Source organism: Streptomyces sp. NPDC002994, from assembly GCF_040611155.1.
Lineage (GTDB): Bacteria > Actinomycetota > Actinomycetes > Streptomycetales > Streptomycetaceae > Streptomyces.
Map to the genome: position 1 here is coordinate 96,792 of NZ_JBEXNQ010000007.1, position 15,376 is coordinate 112,167.

General features: G+C 70.2%; 15 protein-coding genes. 5 read left to right on the top strand and 10 right to left on the bottom strand.

From position 1 onward, the window contains the following. Positions 1-11: 11 nt before the first annotated feature. From ABZX79_RS11095 to ABZX79_RS11120, 6 genes are all read right to left on the bottom strand, one after another. Positions 12-1,898 carry an ABC transporter ATP-binding protein gene (locus tag ABZX79_RS11095; protein WP_355254521.1) on the bottom strand — a complete coding sequence of 629 codons (1,887 nt, stop codon included), beginning with the start codon at positions 1,896-1,898 and terminating at the stop codon, positions 12-14. After that, positions 1,888-2,715: an ABC transporter permease gene (locus tag ABZX79_RS11100; RefSeq protein WP_355254523.1), complete on the bottom strand. Its 828-nt coding sequence runs from the start codon at positions 2,713-2,715 to the stop codon at positions 1,888-1,890. The genes ABZX79_RS11095 and ABZX79_RS11100 overlap by 11 nt, the downstream gene beginning before the upstream one ends. Further along, positions 2,712-3,713 carry an ABC transporter permease gene (locus ABZX79_RS11105; protein ID WP_355254525.1) on the bottom strand — a complete coding sequence of 334 codons (1,002 nt, stop codon included), beginning with the start codon at positions 3,711-3,713 and terminating at the stop codon, positions 2,712-2,714. Before ABZX79_RS11105 ends, ABZX79_RS11100 begins: the two co-directional genes overlap by 4 nt. Further along, positions 3,710-5,398: an ABC transporter family substrate-binding protein gene (locus ABZX79_RS11110; protein WP_355254527.1), complete on the bottom strand. Its 1,689-nt coding sequence runs from the start codon at positions 5,396-5,398 to the stop codon at positions 3,710-3,712. Before ABZX79_RS11110 ends, ABZX79_RS11105 begins: the two co-directional genes overlap by 4 nt. Before the next feature lie 101 nt (positions 5,399-5,499). After that, positions 5,500-5,919, bottom strand: a complete 420-nt coding sequence (locus tag ABZX79_RS11115) for an Asp23/Gls24 family envelope stress response protein (protein WP_214967783.1) — start codon at positions 5,917-5,919, stop codon at positions 5,500-5,502. A 169-nt stretch (positions 5,920-6,088) separates the two neighbouring features. After that, entirely contained in the window at positions 6,089-6,847 is a 759-nt protein-coding gene (locus ABZX79_RS11120; RefSeq protein ID WP_355254529.1) for a DeoR/GlpR family DNA-binding transcription regulator, read from the bottom strand. A gap of 74 nt (positions 6,848-6,921) precedes the next feature. On the opposite strand from ABZX79_RS11120, the gene ABZX79_RS11125 reads away from it, so the two are divergent. After that, entirely contained in the window at positions 6,922-8,109 is a 1,188-nt protein-coding gene (locus ABZX79_RS11125) for an MFS transporter (protein ID WP_355254531.1), read from the top strand. A gap of 31 nt (positions 8,110-8,140) precedes the next feature. Here the strand turns inward: ABZX79_RS11125 and ABZX79_RS11130 are convergent, their stop codons facing one another. Continuing rightward, positions 8,141-8,857 carry a cation transporter gene (locus tag ABZX79_RS11130; RefSeq protein WP_355254909.1) on the bottom strand — a complete coding sequence of 239 codons (717 nt, stop codon included), beginning with the start codon at positions 8,855-8,857 and terminating at the stop codon, positions 8,141-8,143. Continuing rightward, positions 8,857-9,192: a metalloregulator ArsR/SmtB family transcription factor gene (locus ABZX79_RS11135; protein ID WP_355254533.1), complete on the bottom strand. Its 336-nt coding sequence runs from the start codon at positions 9,190-9,192 to the stop codon at positions 8,857-8,859. Before ABZX79_RS11135 ends, ABZX79_RS11130 begins: the two co-directional genes overlap by 1 nt. Before the next feature lie 233 nt (positions 9,193-9,425). On the opposite strand from ABZX79_RS11135, the gene ABZX79_RS11140 reads away from it, so the two are divergent. The 3 genes from ABZX79_RS11140 to ABZX79_RS11150 all read left to right on the top strand — a co-directional run bounded on the left by ABZX79_RS11140 (position 9,426) and on the right by ABZX79_RS11150 (position 12,601). Next, positions 9,426-11,360 carry a protein-arginine deiminase domain-containing protein gene (locus ABZX79_RS11140; protein ID WP_355254535.1) on the top strand — a complete coding sequence of 645 codons (1,935 nt, stop codon included), beginning with the start codon at positions 9,426-9,428 and terminating at the stop codon, positions 11,358-11,360. 98 nt (positions 11,361-11,458) lie between these two features. Beyond that, entirely contained in the window at positions 11,459-11,614 is a 156-nt protein-coding gene (locus ABZX79_RS11145) for a DUF6131 family protein (protein ID WP_355254537.1), read from the top strand. Positions 11,615-11,722: 108 nt separating this feature from the next. After that, entirely contained in the window at positions 11,723-12,601 is an 879-nt protein-coding gene (locus ABZX79_RS11150) for a YhjD/YihY/BrkB family envelope integrity protein (RefSeq protein ID WP_355254539.1), read from the top strand. A gap of 46 nt (positions 12,602-12,647) precedes the next feature. On the opposite strand, the gene ABZX79_RS11155 is transcribed toward ABZX79_RS11150, so the two are convergent. Together ABZX79_RS11155 and ABZX79_RS11160 are read right to left on the bottom strand one after the other, a co-directional pair. Continuing rightward, entirely contained in the window at positions 12,648-13,508 is an 861-nt protein-coding gene (locus ABZX79_RS11155) for an isocitrate lyase/PEP mutase family protein (protein ID WP_355254541.1), read from the bottom strand. 196 nt (positions 13,509-13,704) lie between these two features. Continuing rightward, on the bottom strand, positions 13,705-14,607 hold the full coding sequence (locus ABZX79_RS11160) for a LysR family transcriptional regulator ArgP (protein ID WP_355254543.1): 903 nt from the start codon (positions 14,605-14,607) through the stop codon (positions 13,705-13,707). A 69-nt stretch (positions 14,608-14,676) separates the two neighbouring features. On the opposite strand from ABZX79_RS11160, the gene ABZX79_RS11165 reads away from it, so the two are divergent. Continuing rightward, positions 14,677-15,300, top strand: a complete 624-nt coding sequence (locus tag ABZX79_RS11165) for a LysE/ArgO family amino acid transporter (protein WP_355254545.1) — start codon at positions 14,677-14,679, stop codon at positions 15,298-15,300. Positions 15,301-15,376: the final 76 nt, after the last annotated feature.

Consider the following 15,376-nt stretch of genomic DNA (forward strand, 5'->3'; position numbering starts at 1 on the left):
AATCATCCCCATCAAGCTGTTTCTGGGTGTGCCGCGGCCCATGGGAATTCGGATTCCTTCATTCCATCGGCCTTTTGGTGGTGATGACATGCGACGAGCTGCGTGTGGACGGGGGAAAGGCGCTCCAGCTGGGGTTCCCGCTCGCGGCAGACCATTTGGCCCGCCGGGTTGAGAGTGGCGTACAGCAGACAGCGGGTGCGAAACGCGCACCCCGTCGGTCGCTCGGTCGGCCGGGGCAACTCTCCGGTGAGGACGACGCGTTGCCGGTCCCGCTCGGCTCGCGGATCGGTCAGTGGAGCCGCCGAGACAAGGGCCTGGGTGTACGGATGCACCGGCGCGTCCAGCACCTCGGCGGCCGTTCCGGTGTCGACGATCCGCCCGAGATACATGACGGCGACCCGGTCCGCCGATCGGCGTACCAGCGGAATGTCGTGCGACACGAGGAGATACGACAGACGCAACCGGGCCCGCAGGCCGTCCAGCAGCTCCATGATCCCGGAGCGCAGAGAGGTGTCCAGGGCCGAGACCGGTTCGTCGAGCAGGACGACGTCCGGCTTCGATGCCAACGCCCGGGCGATGGCGACCCGTTGCCGCTGGCCACCTGACAGCTGCGCCGGGTGACGGCTGGCGCAGTCGGCCGGCAGGCCCACCAGCTCCGTCAGCTCCGCGACCCGCGCGAGACGTATCGCGGCGGGCACCCGCAGGATCCGCAACGGCTCGCCGATGATCGCGCCCACGGTCATCCGAGGATCGAGGGACGCCGTCGGGTCCTGGAACACGACTTGGAGCCGCCGCCTGATGTCCCTGCGCCCACGGCCGTCCAGTGCCGCCAGGTCACGGCCGAGGACTTCGATGCGCCCGGCCTCCGGAGGCCGCAGCCGGAGTATCTCCGTCAGCGTGGTGCTCTTGCCGCAGCCCGACTCGCCGAGCAGGGCGAGCGCCTCACCGCCGCGCAGCTCGAAGCTCACCCTGTCCACGGCCCGCAGCACCGCCCCGCCGCCGGGGCGCAGCCGACCCGCCCGCAGCGGGAAGTCCCGTCGCAGACCGTCCACCCGCAGCACTACGGGTGCCTCCTCGGCCCGTACGGAGGCGTCCTCCCCTGCGGTCAACGGCTCTGACGCGCTCAGCAGTTCACGCAAGTGGGCGCTGCGGGGTGAGTCGTACAGCTCCTGCACCGCACCCTGTTCGACGATCCGGCCGCGGTGCATGACCGCCATGCGGTCCGCCACGCGCGCCACGACGCCGAGGTCATGGGTGATGAGCAGCAGCGCTGTTCCCGTGGCGCGCTGGACCTCTGCCAGCACATCGAGGATCTGAGCCTGGACAGTGACGTCGAGCGCGCTCGTCGGCTCGTCCGCGATGATCAGCTCCGGCTCGTTCGCCATCGCCATGGCGATGGCCACCCGCTGGCGCATCCCCCCGGAGAACTCGTGCGGAAAGGCCCGGGCGCGCGCCGCCGCGTCCGGTATCCCCACCAGATCGAGGAGTTCGACCGCCCGCGTGCGCGCGGCGGTCCGGCCGACCGGCCGGTGGATGGTGATCGCCTCCGCGATCTGGGCTCCGACGCTGAAGATCGGTGTCAGCGCGGCGAGCGGGTCCTGGAAGACCATGGCCAGCCGGTCGCCCCGGAGACGGGACAGCTCCCGGTCGGACCTGCCCAGCAGTTCGCCGCCTGCGAAGCGCACCGATCCCCGCACCCGCGCCGACCTGGGCAGCAGCCCCATGACCGCCGACGCCGTCACCGACTTCCCCGATCCGGACTCGCCGACGACCGCCACGGTCTCTCCGCGCCGTACGGTCAGATTCACCGCGCTCACCGCGGTGCGCGGCCCCTCGCGTCCCCGGAAGGACACGCTGAGGTCCTCGATTTCGAGGACGGGCGGGCGGTCAGGCGACATGGTTTTCCTCCTGTCCGAGTGCCCGGCGCAGCGCCTCGCCGAGCAGTCCCACCGCGACTACGGCGGTCACCAGGAAGCCGACGGGCACCAAGAAGGCCCACGGGTAGGTGAGCGCCGAGCCGCTGCCGGTGGCGACCAGGGTGCCGAGCGAGACGTCGGGCGGCTGGATGCCGAAACCGAAGTAACTCAGTCCGGCTTCGCTGAGCACGGCGGCGCCGACGTTGATGGTGCAGTCGATGATGAGCAGCGGCGCCATGTTGGGCAGCAGATGCGTGACGATGATCCGGGCCCGGGAAGCCCCCATGAACTCGGCCGCCCGTACGAAGTCCGCCCCGCGCAGGCTCATCGTGCGGGCCCGGACCATCCGCGCCGTCAGCATCCACTGGAACGCGGCGATGATCAGGACCATCAGGATCCAGCTGCGGTCGCGCAGGGCCGGCGAGAGCACCGCCACGATGAGGAAGGGCGGCAGCGTCAGCAGCACGTCCACCAGCCACATCAGGCTACGGTCGGCCCACCGCCCGGCAAGGCCCGCGACCGTGCCGACGAGCGCGGCGAGCAGCGTCGAGACGACCGCCACCAGCAGGCCGATCACCAGAGACTTCTGCAGCCCGCGCATGCTCTGCGCCAGCAGGTCCTCACCCAGCCGGGAGGTCCCCAGCCAGTGCTCGTACGACGGCGGGGCGAGCAGTGCCGTGTGGTCCTGCTCGGTGTGGCCGTACGGATACAGCAGCGGGCCCGCGAAGGCGGTCAGCACCAGCAGCGCGAGCAGCGCCGAACCGATGAGCGCGAGCGGGCTGCCGACGAGCCGCCTCACGCCGCGCCCTTGCGTACCCGCGGGTCGAGGGCGGCCAGCAGGGCGTCCGCGACCCACCCGGCGAGCACCACCAGAACGGCGATGAACAAGGTCACGGTGGCGACGATGTTCGCGTCCTCCTCCTGGATGCCGCGCAGCATCCAGTCGCCCATCCCGTGCCAGCCGAAGATCCGCTCCGTGAACACCCCGCCCGTCATGTGCAGACCGAAGCTGAAGGCGAAGAGGGCGGTCATCGGGATCAGCGCCATCCGCAGCCCGTGCCGCAGCACGGCCGTGCGCCGCCGCAGGCCCTTCGCCCGTGCCGCGCGAAGGAATTCGCTGCCGAGCACGTCGAGCATCGCCGCCCGCTGGTATCTGCTGTAGAAGGCGATCTGCGGGAGCGCGATGGCGAGGGTCGGCAGGGCGAGATGCTGGAGCTGGTCCCGTAACGCCGCCCAGCCGCCGAGGTCCGCACCGGTCGTCGACTCGCCGGAGAAGTAGAGGAGTTGAGTCCCCGCAGCTTCGTTCACCGGCAGCCAGGCGAGCTTGAGGAGCGTGCCGAGTACGAACACGGGGACTGCCATCATCGCCAGCGCGCCGGCCATCGAAAGCTGGTCCGTGGCGCCCCGGGAGCGCATGGCGCCCCACAGACCGAGCAGCACGCCGAAGACCACGGCCAGTACGCTCCCGGCGAGGAAGAGGCGGATGCTGGTCCCGGACCGCCGCCAGACCTCGCCGGAGACCGCGTTGCCGCTCACCGTCTCGCCGAAATCGCCGCGCGGCAGGCCGGACAGCCAGCCCAGGAACCGCTCGGCTATCGGCTTCCCGAGCCCCAGCCGCTCCGCCCTGGCGTCGATGACCGCCTGCGGCGGGGGCGGCTGGTGACCGCGCAGCTCAGCGAGCGGGTCGAAGCTGAGCGAGGCCAGGGCGTACGCCACGAAGGTCGCGGCCAGGCAGAGCGCGACGCGACCGGCGAGCCGGCCGCAGAGGAACGCCGCCAGGTTGGAGGCCCTGCTCACTTCTCGAATCCGGCCCGGGAGAAACCGTACGCACCGAGCCCGCGAGCCCCGTAGTTGGCCAGGCCCGACCGCACGGCGTACGCCCCGGAACCGGCGTACAGCGGCAGATGGTGCGCGTGCTTCCAGGCCAGTACGTCGATCTCGTTGGCGATCTTCTGCCGCTTCGCCAGGTCGAGTTCGGCCAGGCCGCGGTCGTACAGCGCGTCGATCGCGGGGATGTGGATCCGCCCGAAGTTGCTGCCGAAGTCGTCACCCTCGGGCTTCTGGAAGACCGGCCGGTCATGGGCGAACGGCGATGCGGACTTGGTCCACTCGAAGGCGATGAGGTCGAAGTTCCCCGGCAGCAGATAGCTGTCGTAGAACTTCTCCAGTGGTACGGACCGGATGCGCGCGTCGCCGCCGATCGCGGCCAGCTGGTCCTTGATGAGCCCCGATACGGTACGGCCGACCGGTGTGGCCTGCGCGACGAAGCGCAGCGACAGCGTCCGTCCGGCCTTCGCCCGTACCTTGCCGTTCCCCTGCTGCTTCCAGCCGAGCGCGTCCAGCTGCGAGCGGGCCGCGTCCGCGTCGAACGGCAGCGCCTTGGAGTTGTCCCGGTAGCCGGGATCGCTCGGCGGCAGGATGTGGTTGCCGACGGGCTCGGCGCCCGGGACGATCTTCCCCATCAGGGCGGTGGTGACCGCCTTCGTGTCGATGCCCCGAGCGATCGCCTTGCGCAGTGGCTCGTCGCGGAGGAGGGCGCCCCGGCCGCCGTTGAAGGTGAGCTGTCCGGCGAGCCGCTCGGGCGCCTGCCGTATCTCTACGCCGTCGATTCCCCGGGCCCGGGTGAACAGATCCAGGTCCGCGCCGATCGGATAGATGTCGATGCCGTCGTTGGCGAGCTCGTCGGCTCGCGCGGCCGGGTCCAGGACACGCAGGATGACCCGCTGCAACGGCGGTCTCGCCGCCCACCAGTTGGCGTTCCGCTCGAGCGTGATGGTCTTCGCTGTCCGGTCGATCTCATCGACCGAGAACGGACCGGCGGTGATGGCCGGCCCTTCCAGCCAGCCCCTGTTGAACTTCTCGGGGTCGGCGCTGAGTTCCTTGGGCACCAGCAGGTTGAACAGCCCGTGCCACTCCGCGAACGGCCTGGTGAGAGTGACCACCGCCTCTTTGTCCGACGTACCGCGCGCCACCGAAGCGATGTCCTGGTAGCCGACGTTGCTGTACCCCTCGAACCGCTTGTCCTTGCCGCTCAGCGCCTTCCACTGGGACCAGAGGTCGGCCCAGGTGATCGGGCGGCCGTTGCTCCACCGGGCCTTTTCCTGGATCTTGTACGTGATCACCTGGGGCTTGCGGGAGGTCAGCGCGGCCGCGGCGAAGAAGTCCTTGTTGAGGACGTGACCACCGTCGGCCGTGTCGCTGAAGGCGCCGGGAAAGATCGCTTCGGCGAGCTGCCAGGTGACGACGCGGGCGCCGTTGACCTGGACCGGGTTGTAGTTGGTCGGCAGCGCGTCGACCGGAATCCGCAGGTCACCACCGTCCCGGAGCGCGGACGGCGCCCGGGAGTTGATGTCCTGGGCGCGCTGCGCCGGCTCGCGGTCGCCACGGTCCGCGGCGGTGGTGGACGTGCACCCGGTCAGGAGCGCAGCCGCGACTACCGCGCTGACGCCGATTGTTGTGAGTCTCCACTGGGTCATGGACATGAGTAAGACCATATCCATAACGACAATCATTTTCACTAACTTTGCGGCAATGGACGCGCCTGGAGTCCCACTTCAGGGGCTGAGCCAAGCCACCAGGCCGGCTAGCGGAGCTTTGGCTGCTCTGCTTCCTCTTCTTCCTCTTCGTCCGGAAGCTTCACGTCGGAGACCGCGATGTTGACTTCGACGACTTCCAGGCCCGTCATCCACTCGACGGCGGAGACCACGTTCCCTCGCACGGCGCCGGCGACATCCGTGATCGAGACGCCGTAGTCGACGACGATCTCCAGATCGATCGCCGTCTGCTTCTCGCCCACTTCGACCTTGACTCCACGCGATACGGACTTTCCGGTGCCGGGCACGCGTTCGCGTGCGGCCCCGAAGGCCCGGGAGATCCCGCTTCCCATCGCGTGGACGCCCGTCACATCGCGGGCTGCCATGCCGGCGATTTTTTCGACCACACCGTCGGAGATGGTGGTCCGCCCCCGGGCGCCGGGACCGTTCTGCTGTCCGGTTTCGGTCATAGCTGGTCGTTCCCTTCCAAGGAGAGGAGCCTGCTACCCGTCCTTCCACGTTAGGCACGTGACACCGTGCCGCGCAGCCTGGGCGCGATGTGAAAGCAGGGGCCCCCGGTCGTCAGGAACCGGGGACCCCTGCGCTTGGGGTGGGGAAGCGCCGACGCCGGGCGCGCGGTCACACCTTGTGTACGGGCACGCCGGCGGTGGTCAGTGGGTCGGTCGCATCATCCGAGGCGGCCTCGTCGGTGACGATGAGGTGCAGGGCGGAGACCGGGGCGACGAAGGCGAGAGCGGTACGGGAGAGCTTGGTTGCCTCCGCGACGGCGATGACGCGGCGGGCCGAAGCGATCGCGGCGCGTTTGACGGCGGCGTCGTCCAGGTCGTACGCGGTCAGGCCGTCCGTCGCGTTCAGCCCGCAGCAGCCGATGACGGCGGTGTCGAAACGCAGGGCGGCCAGCGACGCCGTGGTCAGCGGGCCGGTCAGCGCCAGCTCGCCCGGTCGCGGTCGCCCGCCCGGCACCAGCAGCGTCAAGTGCGGCGCCGCGCTCAGCGCGTTCGCTCCGTGGAGGGACAGCGGCATCACGGTCAGGCGGCGGTGCTCCAGTGCGCGGGCCACCTCCAGGCAGGTGGTGCCGCTGTCGAGGACGACGGACTCGCCGTCGGAGATGAGTGCGGCGACCTCGGCGGCGATGCGCTGCTTGGTCTCCAGCCCCTCCCGTGCCCGCAGTGCGAAGGGGGGTTCATCGCCGTACAGCAGCAGACTTCTCGCTCCTCCGCGGTAGCGCTCCAGGACTCCCTGGTCGGCCAGGGCTTCCAGGTCGCGGCGGATGGTCATCTCCGAAGCGCCGGTGAGTTCGGCCAGCTCCGCGACGCCCATACGGCCCGCCTCGCGCACGGCATCGGTGATCTGCCTCCATCGGTCTGTGCTCGCCATGGCCCACATTGAACATGGAGTTTGTTTGAAGTGCAAGATTACAAACATTCATATTGTTCGTTATGTTCATAGGCATGGACACATCGCTGCGGGCAGGCCGGCTGGCCACCTTTGCCTACTTCGCCCTGAACGGCTTTCTCATGGGGATGTGGATCATCCATGTCCCCGCCATCGAGCACCGTGCCGGGACGAGCCATGCCGTGCTCGGCTGGCTCCTGCTCCTGCTCGGCGCCGGGGCCTTCGCGGGTATGCGGATCGTCGGCCCGCTCACCGACCGGACCGGCGCCCGCACCGTCGTACCGGTCAGCGCGGCACTGTGCAGCGCCGCCCTGGTCCTCCCGGGCCTGGCTACGAACGCCTGGACGCTGGGGGCGGCGCTGCTGGTGCTCGGCTTCGGCAACGGCTGCCTGGACGTCAGCATGAACGCCCATGCCGTTCAGGTGGAGCGCGGGTACGAGCGCCCCGTCATGTCCGCCTTCCACGCCACCTTCTCCATCGGCGGCGTCCTGGCCGCTCTCGTCGGCGCCCGCACACTCAGCTGGGGTTCGAGTCCGGCCGTATCCCTCGGCGCGGTGGCGCTCTTCGGCGTCGTCGTGGCCGTGCTGGCCGCCCCCGCGCTGCTGCGCCTCGAACCCGCCCGCACCGCGGAAGTCTCCGGGACCGTGGCGAAGACGCGCCGACGCACACCCCGGCGCATCTGGGTACTGGCCGCTCTCGCCCTGATGCTCATGCTCTGCGAAGGGGTGGCCAACGACTGGAGCGCGCTCCATCTGCGGGACGTCCTGGACGCGTCCGCCGCCACCGCCGCGCTCGCGTACGGAGCCTTTGCCACGGCCATGACCATCGGTCGTCTGCTCGCCGACCGGGTAGCCGCGCGCTTCGGCCCGGTGGCCATCGTCCGGTACGGCGCGTCCCTGGCCGCACTCGGTCTGACGCTGGCGGCGCTGTCTCCCTGGATTCCGCTGGCGCTCGTCGGCTGGACCCTGTTCGGGACCGGGCTGTCCGGCTGCATTCCGCAGCTCTTCAGTGCCGCGGGCCACGCCGACCCGGACGCCGCCGGAGCCAACGTTTCCCGGGTCGCCGGCCTCGGTTACCTCGGCATGCTCGCCGGACCCGCGATCATCGGACCGCTCACCCACTTCGTCCCGCTCAACCTCACGTTCCTCCTGCCCGTGGCTTTCTGCGTCATCGCGGCCTGTGCGGCCGGCATCCTGCGGTCCCGGGACAACGCCCCGGCCCCGATCGAGGCTGAGGTCGTATGACCGGCCCCCCAATGTTCCGATCCGTCCCGGATCAGCCGCAGCAGCCGCCGCCGGATCGGCAACCGCAGGTGTCCGCCTCGCCTTTGAGGACCGTGGTGGTGGCGGGGGCGGCGCAGCAGCCCTTGCCGCGCCAGGCGTCGAAGCCCTCCTTGATCGCGATGACGGCGATGACGAGGGCGGCGATCGGATCGGCCCATGTCCATCCGAGGGTGGCATTGAGGACCAGGCCGACGAGGAGGACGGCGGACAGGTAGGTGCACAGCAGGGTCTGCTTGGAGTCGGCGACGGCCGAGGCCGAACCGAGCTGCCGCCCGGCCTTGCGCTGGGCGGCGGAGAGGAACGGCATCACGGCCAGGGACAGGGCCGCCAGCACGATTCCGGGTATGGAGCGGTCGGCCTCGCCGGTGCCGGCCAGTGCGCGGACGGCGTCAACGCCGACGTACGCGGCGAGCGCGAAGAACGAGAGCGCGATGATGCGCAGAGTCGTCTTCTCGCGGGCCTCGCGGAGGGCGTGATCGCGGGCGGAGAACTGCCAGGCGACCGCCGTGGCGGAGGAGACCTCGATGACCGAGTCCAGACCGAAGCCGACCAGTGCGGTGGAGGAGGCGATCGTACCCGCGGTGATCGCGACGACGGCCTCGATGACGTTGTAGGTGATGGTCGCCGCGACCAACAGGCGTATCCGGCGCGCCAGTACGTCACGGCGAGCGGGGGCCGCAGCCGCGTCGAGGGGTGTCCCCGCGCTCATCAGCAGCAGCCCTGCTCTTCCGCGGTCGGGCACGTACGGTCCGCCTCGACCGCCAGCACCGTGGTCCGCAAGGCGTCCAGCGCGTGCCCCAACCGCTCGTCCGCCAGCTCGTAGCGCGTGCGGCGGCCGACGGGCACAGCCACGACCAGGCCGCAGTCCCGCAGGCAGGCAAGGTGGTTCGACAGCCTTGTACGGGAGATGTCCAGGGCGTCGGCGAGGTCGGAGGGGTGGGCCGGGGCCTCGCGCAGGGCGAGCAGGATCCGGCAGCGGATGGGGTCGGCGAGCGCGCGGCCGAACCGCGCCAGCACCTCGATGTCGTCAGCGAGAGTCAGCACCCGCCGGACGGTACACGAAATTCTGAATTCAGGCCATCGTGAATCGATCCTGTGCCGTGGCGCCGTGGCGGCTGACGCCGTTAGCCGAGCCCGCGTCACATTTCGTCATGCCCTGGGCCGATACCGCCTCCTCCACCGGTCGCACCTCACGATGCCTCCGGGATGATCCCGGCGCCGACAGGCAACGGACCGCTCGTTCCCAGCCTCTTCGGGCCTGAAGCCGACAGCCGGCCATGACGAAGGGACACATCTTGGGTACGAGCCATGTGAGACATGGGGCAGTGGCCCTCACCGCGATAGGGGCCGTACTGGCGCCCGTGTCACCGGTGTTCGCCGCGGATCCACCCCGGGCCGACCTGCGGGCGGACGTCAACCGGGACGGACGGGTGGACGCCACCGGCGCGACGGACACCGCCGGTGAGGACAGCTGGTCCCCGCGCACAGGGGCGGTCTTCCTCCCCAACATCGACGACGACACCAAGCGGTGCGCGGTCAAGGGCCCGAACGGCAGGCCGCTGCCCGATGCCAAGCTGGCCGCGTGCAACGACGCGGCCGACACCAAGGTCAACGGCTCCGGCGACGCTGCCGACCTGGCCCGCGTCCGGTCCGTACCGATGACGAACCTGCCCGCGACGGCGACCGGCACGCTGAAGGTCGTGGCCGGTGGCAACAAGGTGCGGGTCTTCGTCAAACGCTCCTCCGGCTGGACCTGGGTGACGGCCGGGACCCGCCTGTCCGCCGCCGAGCTCCGCTCGGGTGTGGAGTTCGGGGTCGAAGGCACAGACGTGATACGCGACAGCGCGGTCTGGGACGGCCGCGCCGTGATACGCCTGACGGTGACCTCCGGCGGGAACAGCACGTCGGACGACGTGACTCTGCGGGTCGCCCCGCTGCTCACCCACCACCACCTGCAGACTGCCCAGCAGTTGATGGTCACCAAGGTGCGGGGGAGTGACGATTACGCGCGCCGGCAGCAGGCGTTCGTCAAGGGCCTCGCGGCCGAGGTCAAGTCGGCCGGCATCAACAAACCGCTGCTGACCTTCGACAAGTACGACGACATCTGGGCGCAGGACTTCGTCGAACCCGGCTACGTCAGCATGGCCGGTCCCGGCGGGAGCAGGCAGGCGATGCGCGTCATGCTGCGGTCCGCGCAGCCGGACCGCGAGGCCGGCCGGGAGCTGTTCGAGAAGCTGCGCGGCAACGGCGTGGGTGTGGTGCAGGTGTCCGGGGTGCGCGACTCGGAGGAGGCGACCCTCAACTCGATGGGGAACCTGGAGACCATCCCCCCGTACACCCACGCCGGCCGGTCCTTCCCGGCCGGGCGCATCATCATGGGGGAGCGCAAGGACAACGGCTCCAAGCCGGCGAAGGCGATGCGTACGCTCCTGAAGGCGCAGGGCTTCCAGGCCCCGCTGCTCCTCGACACCTCGTGGCTGCATGTGGGGCACGTCGACGAGTTCGTTCAGTTCCTCCCCGCGGACACCCCGCGCGGCTGGAAGATCGGAATCGCCGATCCCGAAGCGGGGCTGCGGCTGCTGCGCGAGGCGCAGGAGGCCGGCCACGGCAGGACGCGGATGTTCTCGGTGCCGGGAAGCCCGGGCATGCCCGCTCCCAAGGAGACCATCGACCAGGCGCTTTCCTCGAGGTGGCTGGTGTCCGACAACACCATGGCCGCGAAGCGGATCAAGGCGAACCTGGAGGTGCTCCAGCGCGAGACGGGTGCGACGGACGCCGAGGTCGTACGGGTGCCCGCCCTGTACACCCGCGGTACGGAAGAGGGCGAACGCGGCGAGCGCATGCCACGGCTGACGCGGATGGGCGCGGGCAAGGTGCCGGACGTGGTCCGCGAGTACGGGCAGCAGCAGGAGCTCGCGCGCCATGCCGACCGCGCCGGGGCAGCCCCGGAAACCGTCATGACCAGCGCCTACGTCCCCGGTGCGGTCAACGGGATCGTGCTGGGCGGGGGCCGCTACCTGGCCCCGCGCCAATGGGGTCCCGTGATCGGGGGCAAGGACATATTCACGTCCGCCGTGAACGCCGCGTACACCGGGGCCGGCATGAAGGTGTCGTACCTCGACGACTGGTACACGTATCACCTCGGCCAGGGGGAAGTGCACTGCGGCACGAACACACTGCGCGATGCCTCCGGCGCCTGGTGGAAGCCGTAACTCCGACCGGCTGAGCTGGGCGGAATAGGCAGGTTTGACCTGGTGACGGCTGGGGACCAGCTGGGTAGAGAAACCGTTCTGCGAGATCGGCGGACACCATGATCGTCCTCGGAATCATTCTGCTCATCATCGGTTTGGTGGCCGGCATCGGCATCCTTTGGACCATCGGGATCATCCTCGTCGCCATCGGGGTCCTCCTCTGGATCCTGGGATCGCTGGGGCGGGCGGTCGGCGGGCGACGTCACTACTGGTGAGGCACGGGTGCCCCGGGCCACCGGGGCACCCACCCCGGCGGGCACCCGGGGCACCCGTTCGGCGGCACGCCGGAGGCAGCGGGAGCGCTTGCGGGTACTCGACGGGACATGCCCCTGAAATCCGGTACGCCTCATGAGGGCCGCCCACAGCACGGAGATCGGTTCGAGCGGCTTCAACGACGACTGCGCGACTCGGTGGTCGGGGTCACGTGGAACCGTGGGCGTGAGGTGGAGCTCATGCACCGTGCCATGGGCTTCGCGGCGCTGAGTTTCCTCACCCTGGTGCCCCTGCTGATCGTCGTCGCCGCGGCCGACCTGGCGAGCGGGCAGGGCTTCGCCCGATGGCTGGTGGCGGGGCTCGGCGTGTCCGAGGTGTCGCAGGCGGAGGTCGAGGAGCTTTTCGGCCGGCCGGGGCAGGCATTGCAGCGAACCACGGCATTCGGTCTCGCCGCGCTGGCGACGTTCGGCGTCACGTTCGGTTCCGCCGTGCAGAGCGGGTACGAGCGCGTCTGGTCCCTGCCGACAGCCCGATGGCACACGATGTGGCGCCATGTGGTCTGGCTGGCGCTGCTGGTCGCCGCCCTCCTGATCTTCGTCAAGACACCTGCTCCCGAACAGTCGTCCGCCGTCGTGACCGTGCTGGTCGCCGGGGGCGATGTCATCGGGCTGTTCTTCTTCTTCTGGTGGTCGCAGCGACTGCTGTTGTGCGGCCGGATCCGCTGGCGTGCGCTGGCGCCGGGGGCCGCCCTGACGGCTGTGGGACTGCTGGGGCTGCGGATCTTCTCGCAGTACGTCTTCTCGCCGCTGATCGCGTCGAACGCGGTGACGTACGGCCCGTTCGGCACGGTGCTGGTCCTGCAGTCCTGGCTGGTGGGGGTGGGATTCGTGGTGTACGGCGGGGCGCTGGTCGGGCGGCTCTTCCACGAGTGGGAGGCCCGGCGCAGCCTGAGCCCGGCCCTGAGAGGCACGAACCGGCGGTGGCGGTAGGGCCGAGAGGAGCGTCGGGCGCCGTGCACGGCATCACGGCATCCGACTACGGATTCCCTCGCGTCGCCGTGCTGTGCCGACGGAGGTTTTCGGTCAGCATCGCGGTGGCCTCGCCGACACCGATGCCGCCGGTGTCCTGGGAGGCGGGCAGGCGTCCGTCCGTGGATTTGAGTTCGGTCATGGCCTCCTCCATCGCGCGGTGCGCGGCAAACAGGCACGGCGTGCTGTAGATCGCCACGTCGACGCCGAGCGCTGCCAGCTCGGAGAGCGCCAACCGTGGTGACTTGCCGCCGGCGATCTGGTTGAACAGGAGCGGCTTGTTCCCGATGACCGCACGGATCCGGTGGATCGCCTCGACACTGCGCACCCCATCGACCAGCACCACGTCCGCGCCGGTCGCCGCCAGGGCTTTCGCGCGGGTCAGGATGTCCTCGTCGTCGGTGGCATCAGTCCGTGCGACGACGACCAGGTCGGCCCGGCTCGCGAGGACCTGGTTCAGCTTGTCGAGGTACTCCTCCAGCGGCAGGATTTGCTTGCCGTCGGTGTGGCCGCAGCGGCGTGGGCGCTTCTGGTCCTCAAGGATCACTCCGGAGATCCCCGCCCGCTCCAGGCGCCGCACCACGTGGCAGGCCAGTTCCGGATCGGCGTAGCCGTCATCGATGTCCACGAGCAGGTGGTGCCGCGGAAACGCGCCGCGCAGACGTTCGGCGAAGGCCACCATGTCCGGCCACGCGATGAACCCGATGTCGGGAAGCCCGTAGTAAGAGGCGGCGAAGCCGAAACCGGATACGAAGAGACCGTTGTAGTGCCCGGCCGCGAGGGAGGCGGAGTACATGTCGTACACGCCGATGAGCGGTGTTGTCCCGGCGGAGGCGATCTCGTCGCGCAAGGCTTGTCCGTACAGCATGGGCTGGCTGGCTCCTGACAGTGGCGGGGAGGCCCGCGGGCGGGCGTACGTTGATCACGCGGGCTGATCAACGCGGGGTGCCCGCACCGGTTGCGACAGATCACCCCAAAGGTTTCACCCACGAGCCATTGGCCGACAGTGCGCCGGGGGCAGGTGGAACGCACCGCCGGCGACGCACGCCCCGCGGCTTGTCCGCTCAGGCCGGGGCCAGCAGTGCCTCGGCGGCGGTGCGGGCGACCGCGTCCGCCACGGCGGCCAGTGCCGGGGAGTCCAGCTTCCACTGCTGCCAGAACAGCGGAATGTCCATGGGGCGCCCGGGCGCGAGCAGCGTGAGCGCGCCCGCGCGGAGCAACGGCGCCGCCTGCGGTTCCGGCACCAGGCCCCAGCCCAGCCCGGCGGCCACCGCGTCGCAGAACCCCTCCGACGTAGGCACGTGGTGGCGTACCCGGCCCGCGCCCGTCCCGTCGTTCGTGAGCGAGCGTACGAAGGCGTCCTGGAGGTCGTCACGGCGGTCGAAGACGATCACCGGGGCGTCGCGCAGGTCGCGTTCCAGAGACCCGGACAGGTGACGCGCGGCGAAACCGGGGCTCGCCACCGGGAGGTACCGGGCCAGGCCCAGGCGGCGTACCGTGCAGCCCGCCACCGGGTCCGGCGACGACGTGACCGCCGCCATCACCTGCCCCTCCCGCAGCAGCGCCGTGGTGTGGGCCTCGTCCTCGCGGTGCAGCTCGAAGCAGACCGGCGGGTCCTGAGGTACGCGGGTCAGCGCCGGCAGGAACCAGGTGGCGAGGGAGTCCGCGTTGACCGCGATGGGAAGCCGCGCCGGGCCCTGACCGTCGGCGATTCCCAGCTCCGCCCGGGCGTCCAGTTCCAGCCGGGCCAGCTGCCGCGCGAACCGCACCACGACCTGCCCGGATTCCGTCGGGCGCACCGGCTTCGTCCGCATCAGCAGCACCCGGCCGGTGCGCTGCTCCAGCGCCTTGACGCGCTGGCTGACGGCCGACGGCGTCACGTGCAGGGCCGCCGCGGCCGCGTCGAAGGTGCCCTCGTCCACGGCCGCGAGCAGCGTACGCACCAGGTCCAGAGGAAGCTCGTCCATCACAAACACTAAGGGTACGTTAGAATCTTTAGCTGTACTGATGCCCGGTTGATCCATACCGTCGGGGTCATGAACCACGGAACCCTCACAGCGGCACTCATCGGCTTCGGCACCGGACTCTCCCTCATCGTGGCCATCGGCGCGCAGAACGCCTTTGTGCTGCGCCAGGGAGTGCGCAGGCACGCCGTGCTCGCCGTGGTCGCCATCTGCGCCGTGTCCGACGCGGTCCTCATCGCGCTCGGCGTCACGGGAGTGGGAGCCGTGGTGACCGAGTGGCCCGCCGCCCTGACCGTGGTCGGCCTGGCCGGTGGCGGGTTCCTGATCTGTTACGGCGTCCTCGCCGCCCGGCGTGTGCTCAGGCCCGCACCCGGCGCCGGCCTCAGCACGCAGGGCTCCACGGCCGGGTCGGCCCGCAAGGCCGTGCTGACCTGCCTCGCGATGACCTGGCTCAACCCGCACGTCTACCTGGACACCGTGCTGCTGATCGGCTCCGTCGCCGCCGACCACGGTTCCCTGCGCTGGGCCTTCGGGGTCGGCGCGGTGCTGGCCAGCCTGACCTGGTTCACCACCCTCGGCTACGGGGCCCGCCTGCTCAGTGGCCTGTTGGCGCGCCCCGCCGCCTGGCGCGTCCTGGACGGCCTGGTCGCCGCGACCATGGTCACGATGGGAGGGATGCTGGTGGCCGGCGCCTGACGCGCCGTTCCTCCCGGCAGGCCGGCGCCGTACACCTTGCGGGTGCGCCGTCAGCGGTCTGGGCGTAGCGTCCAGA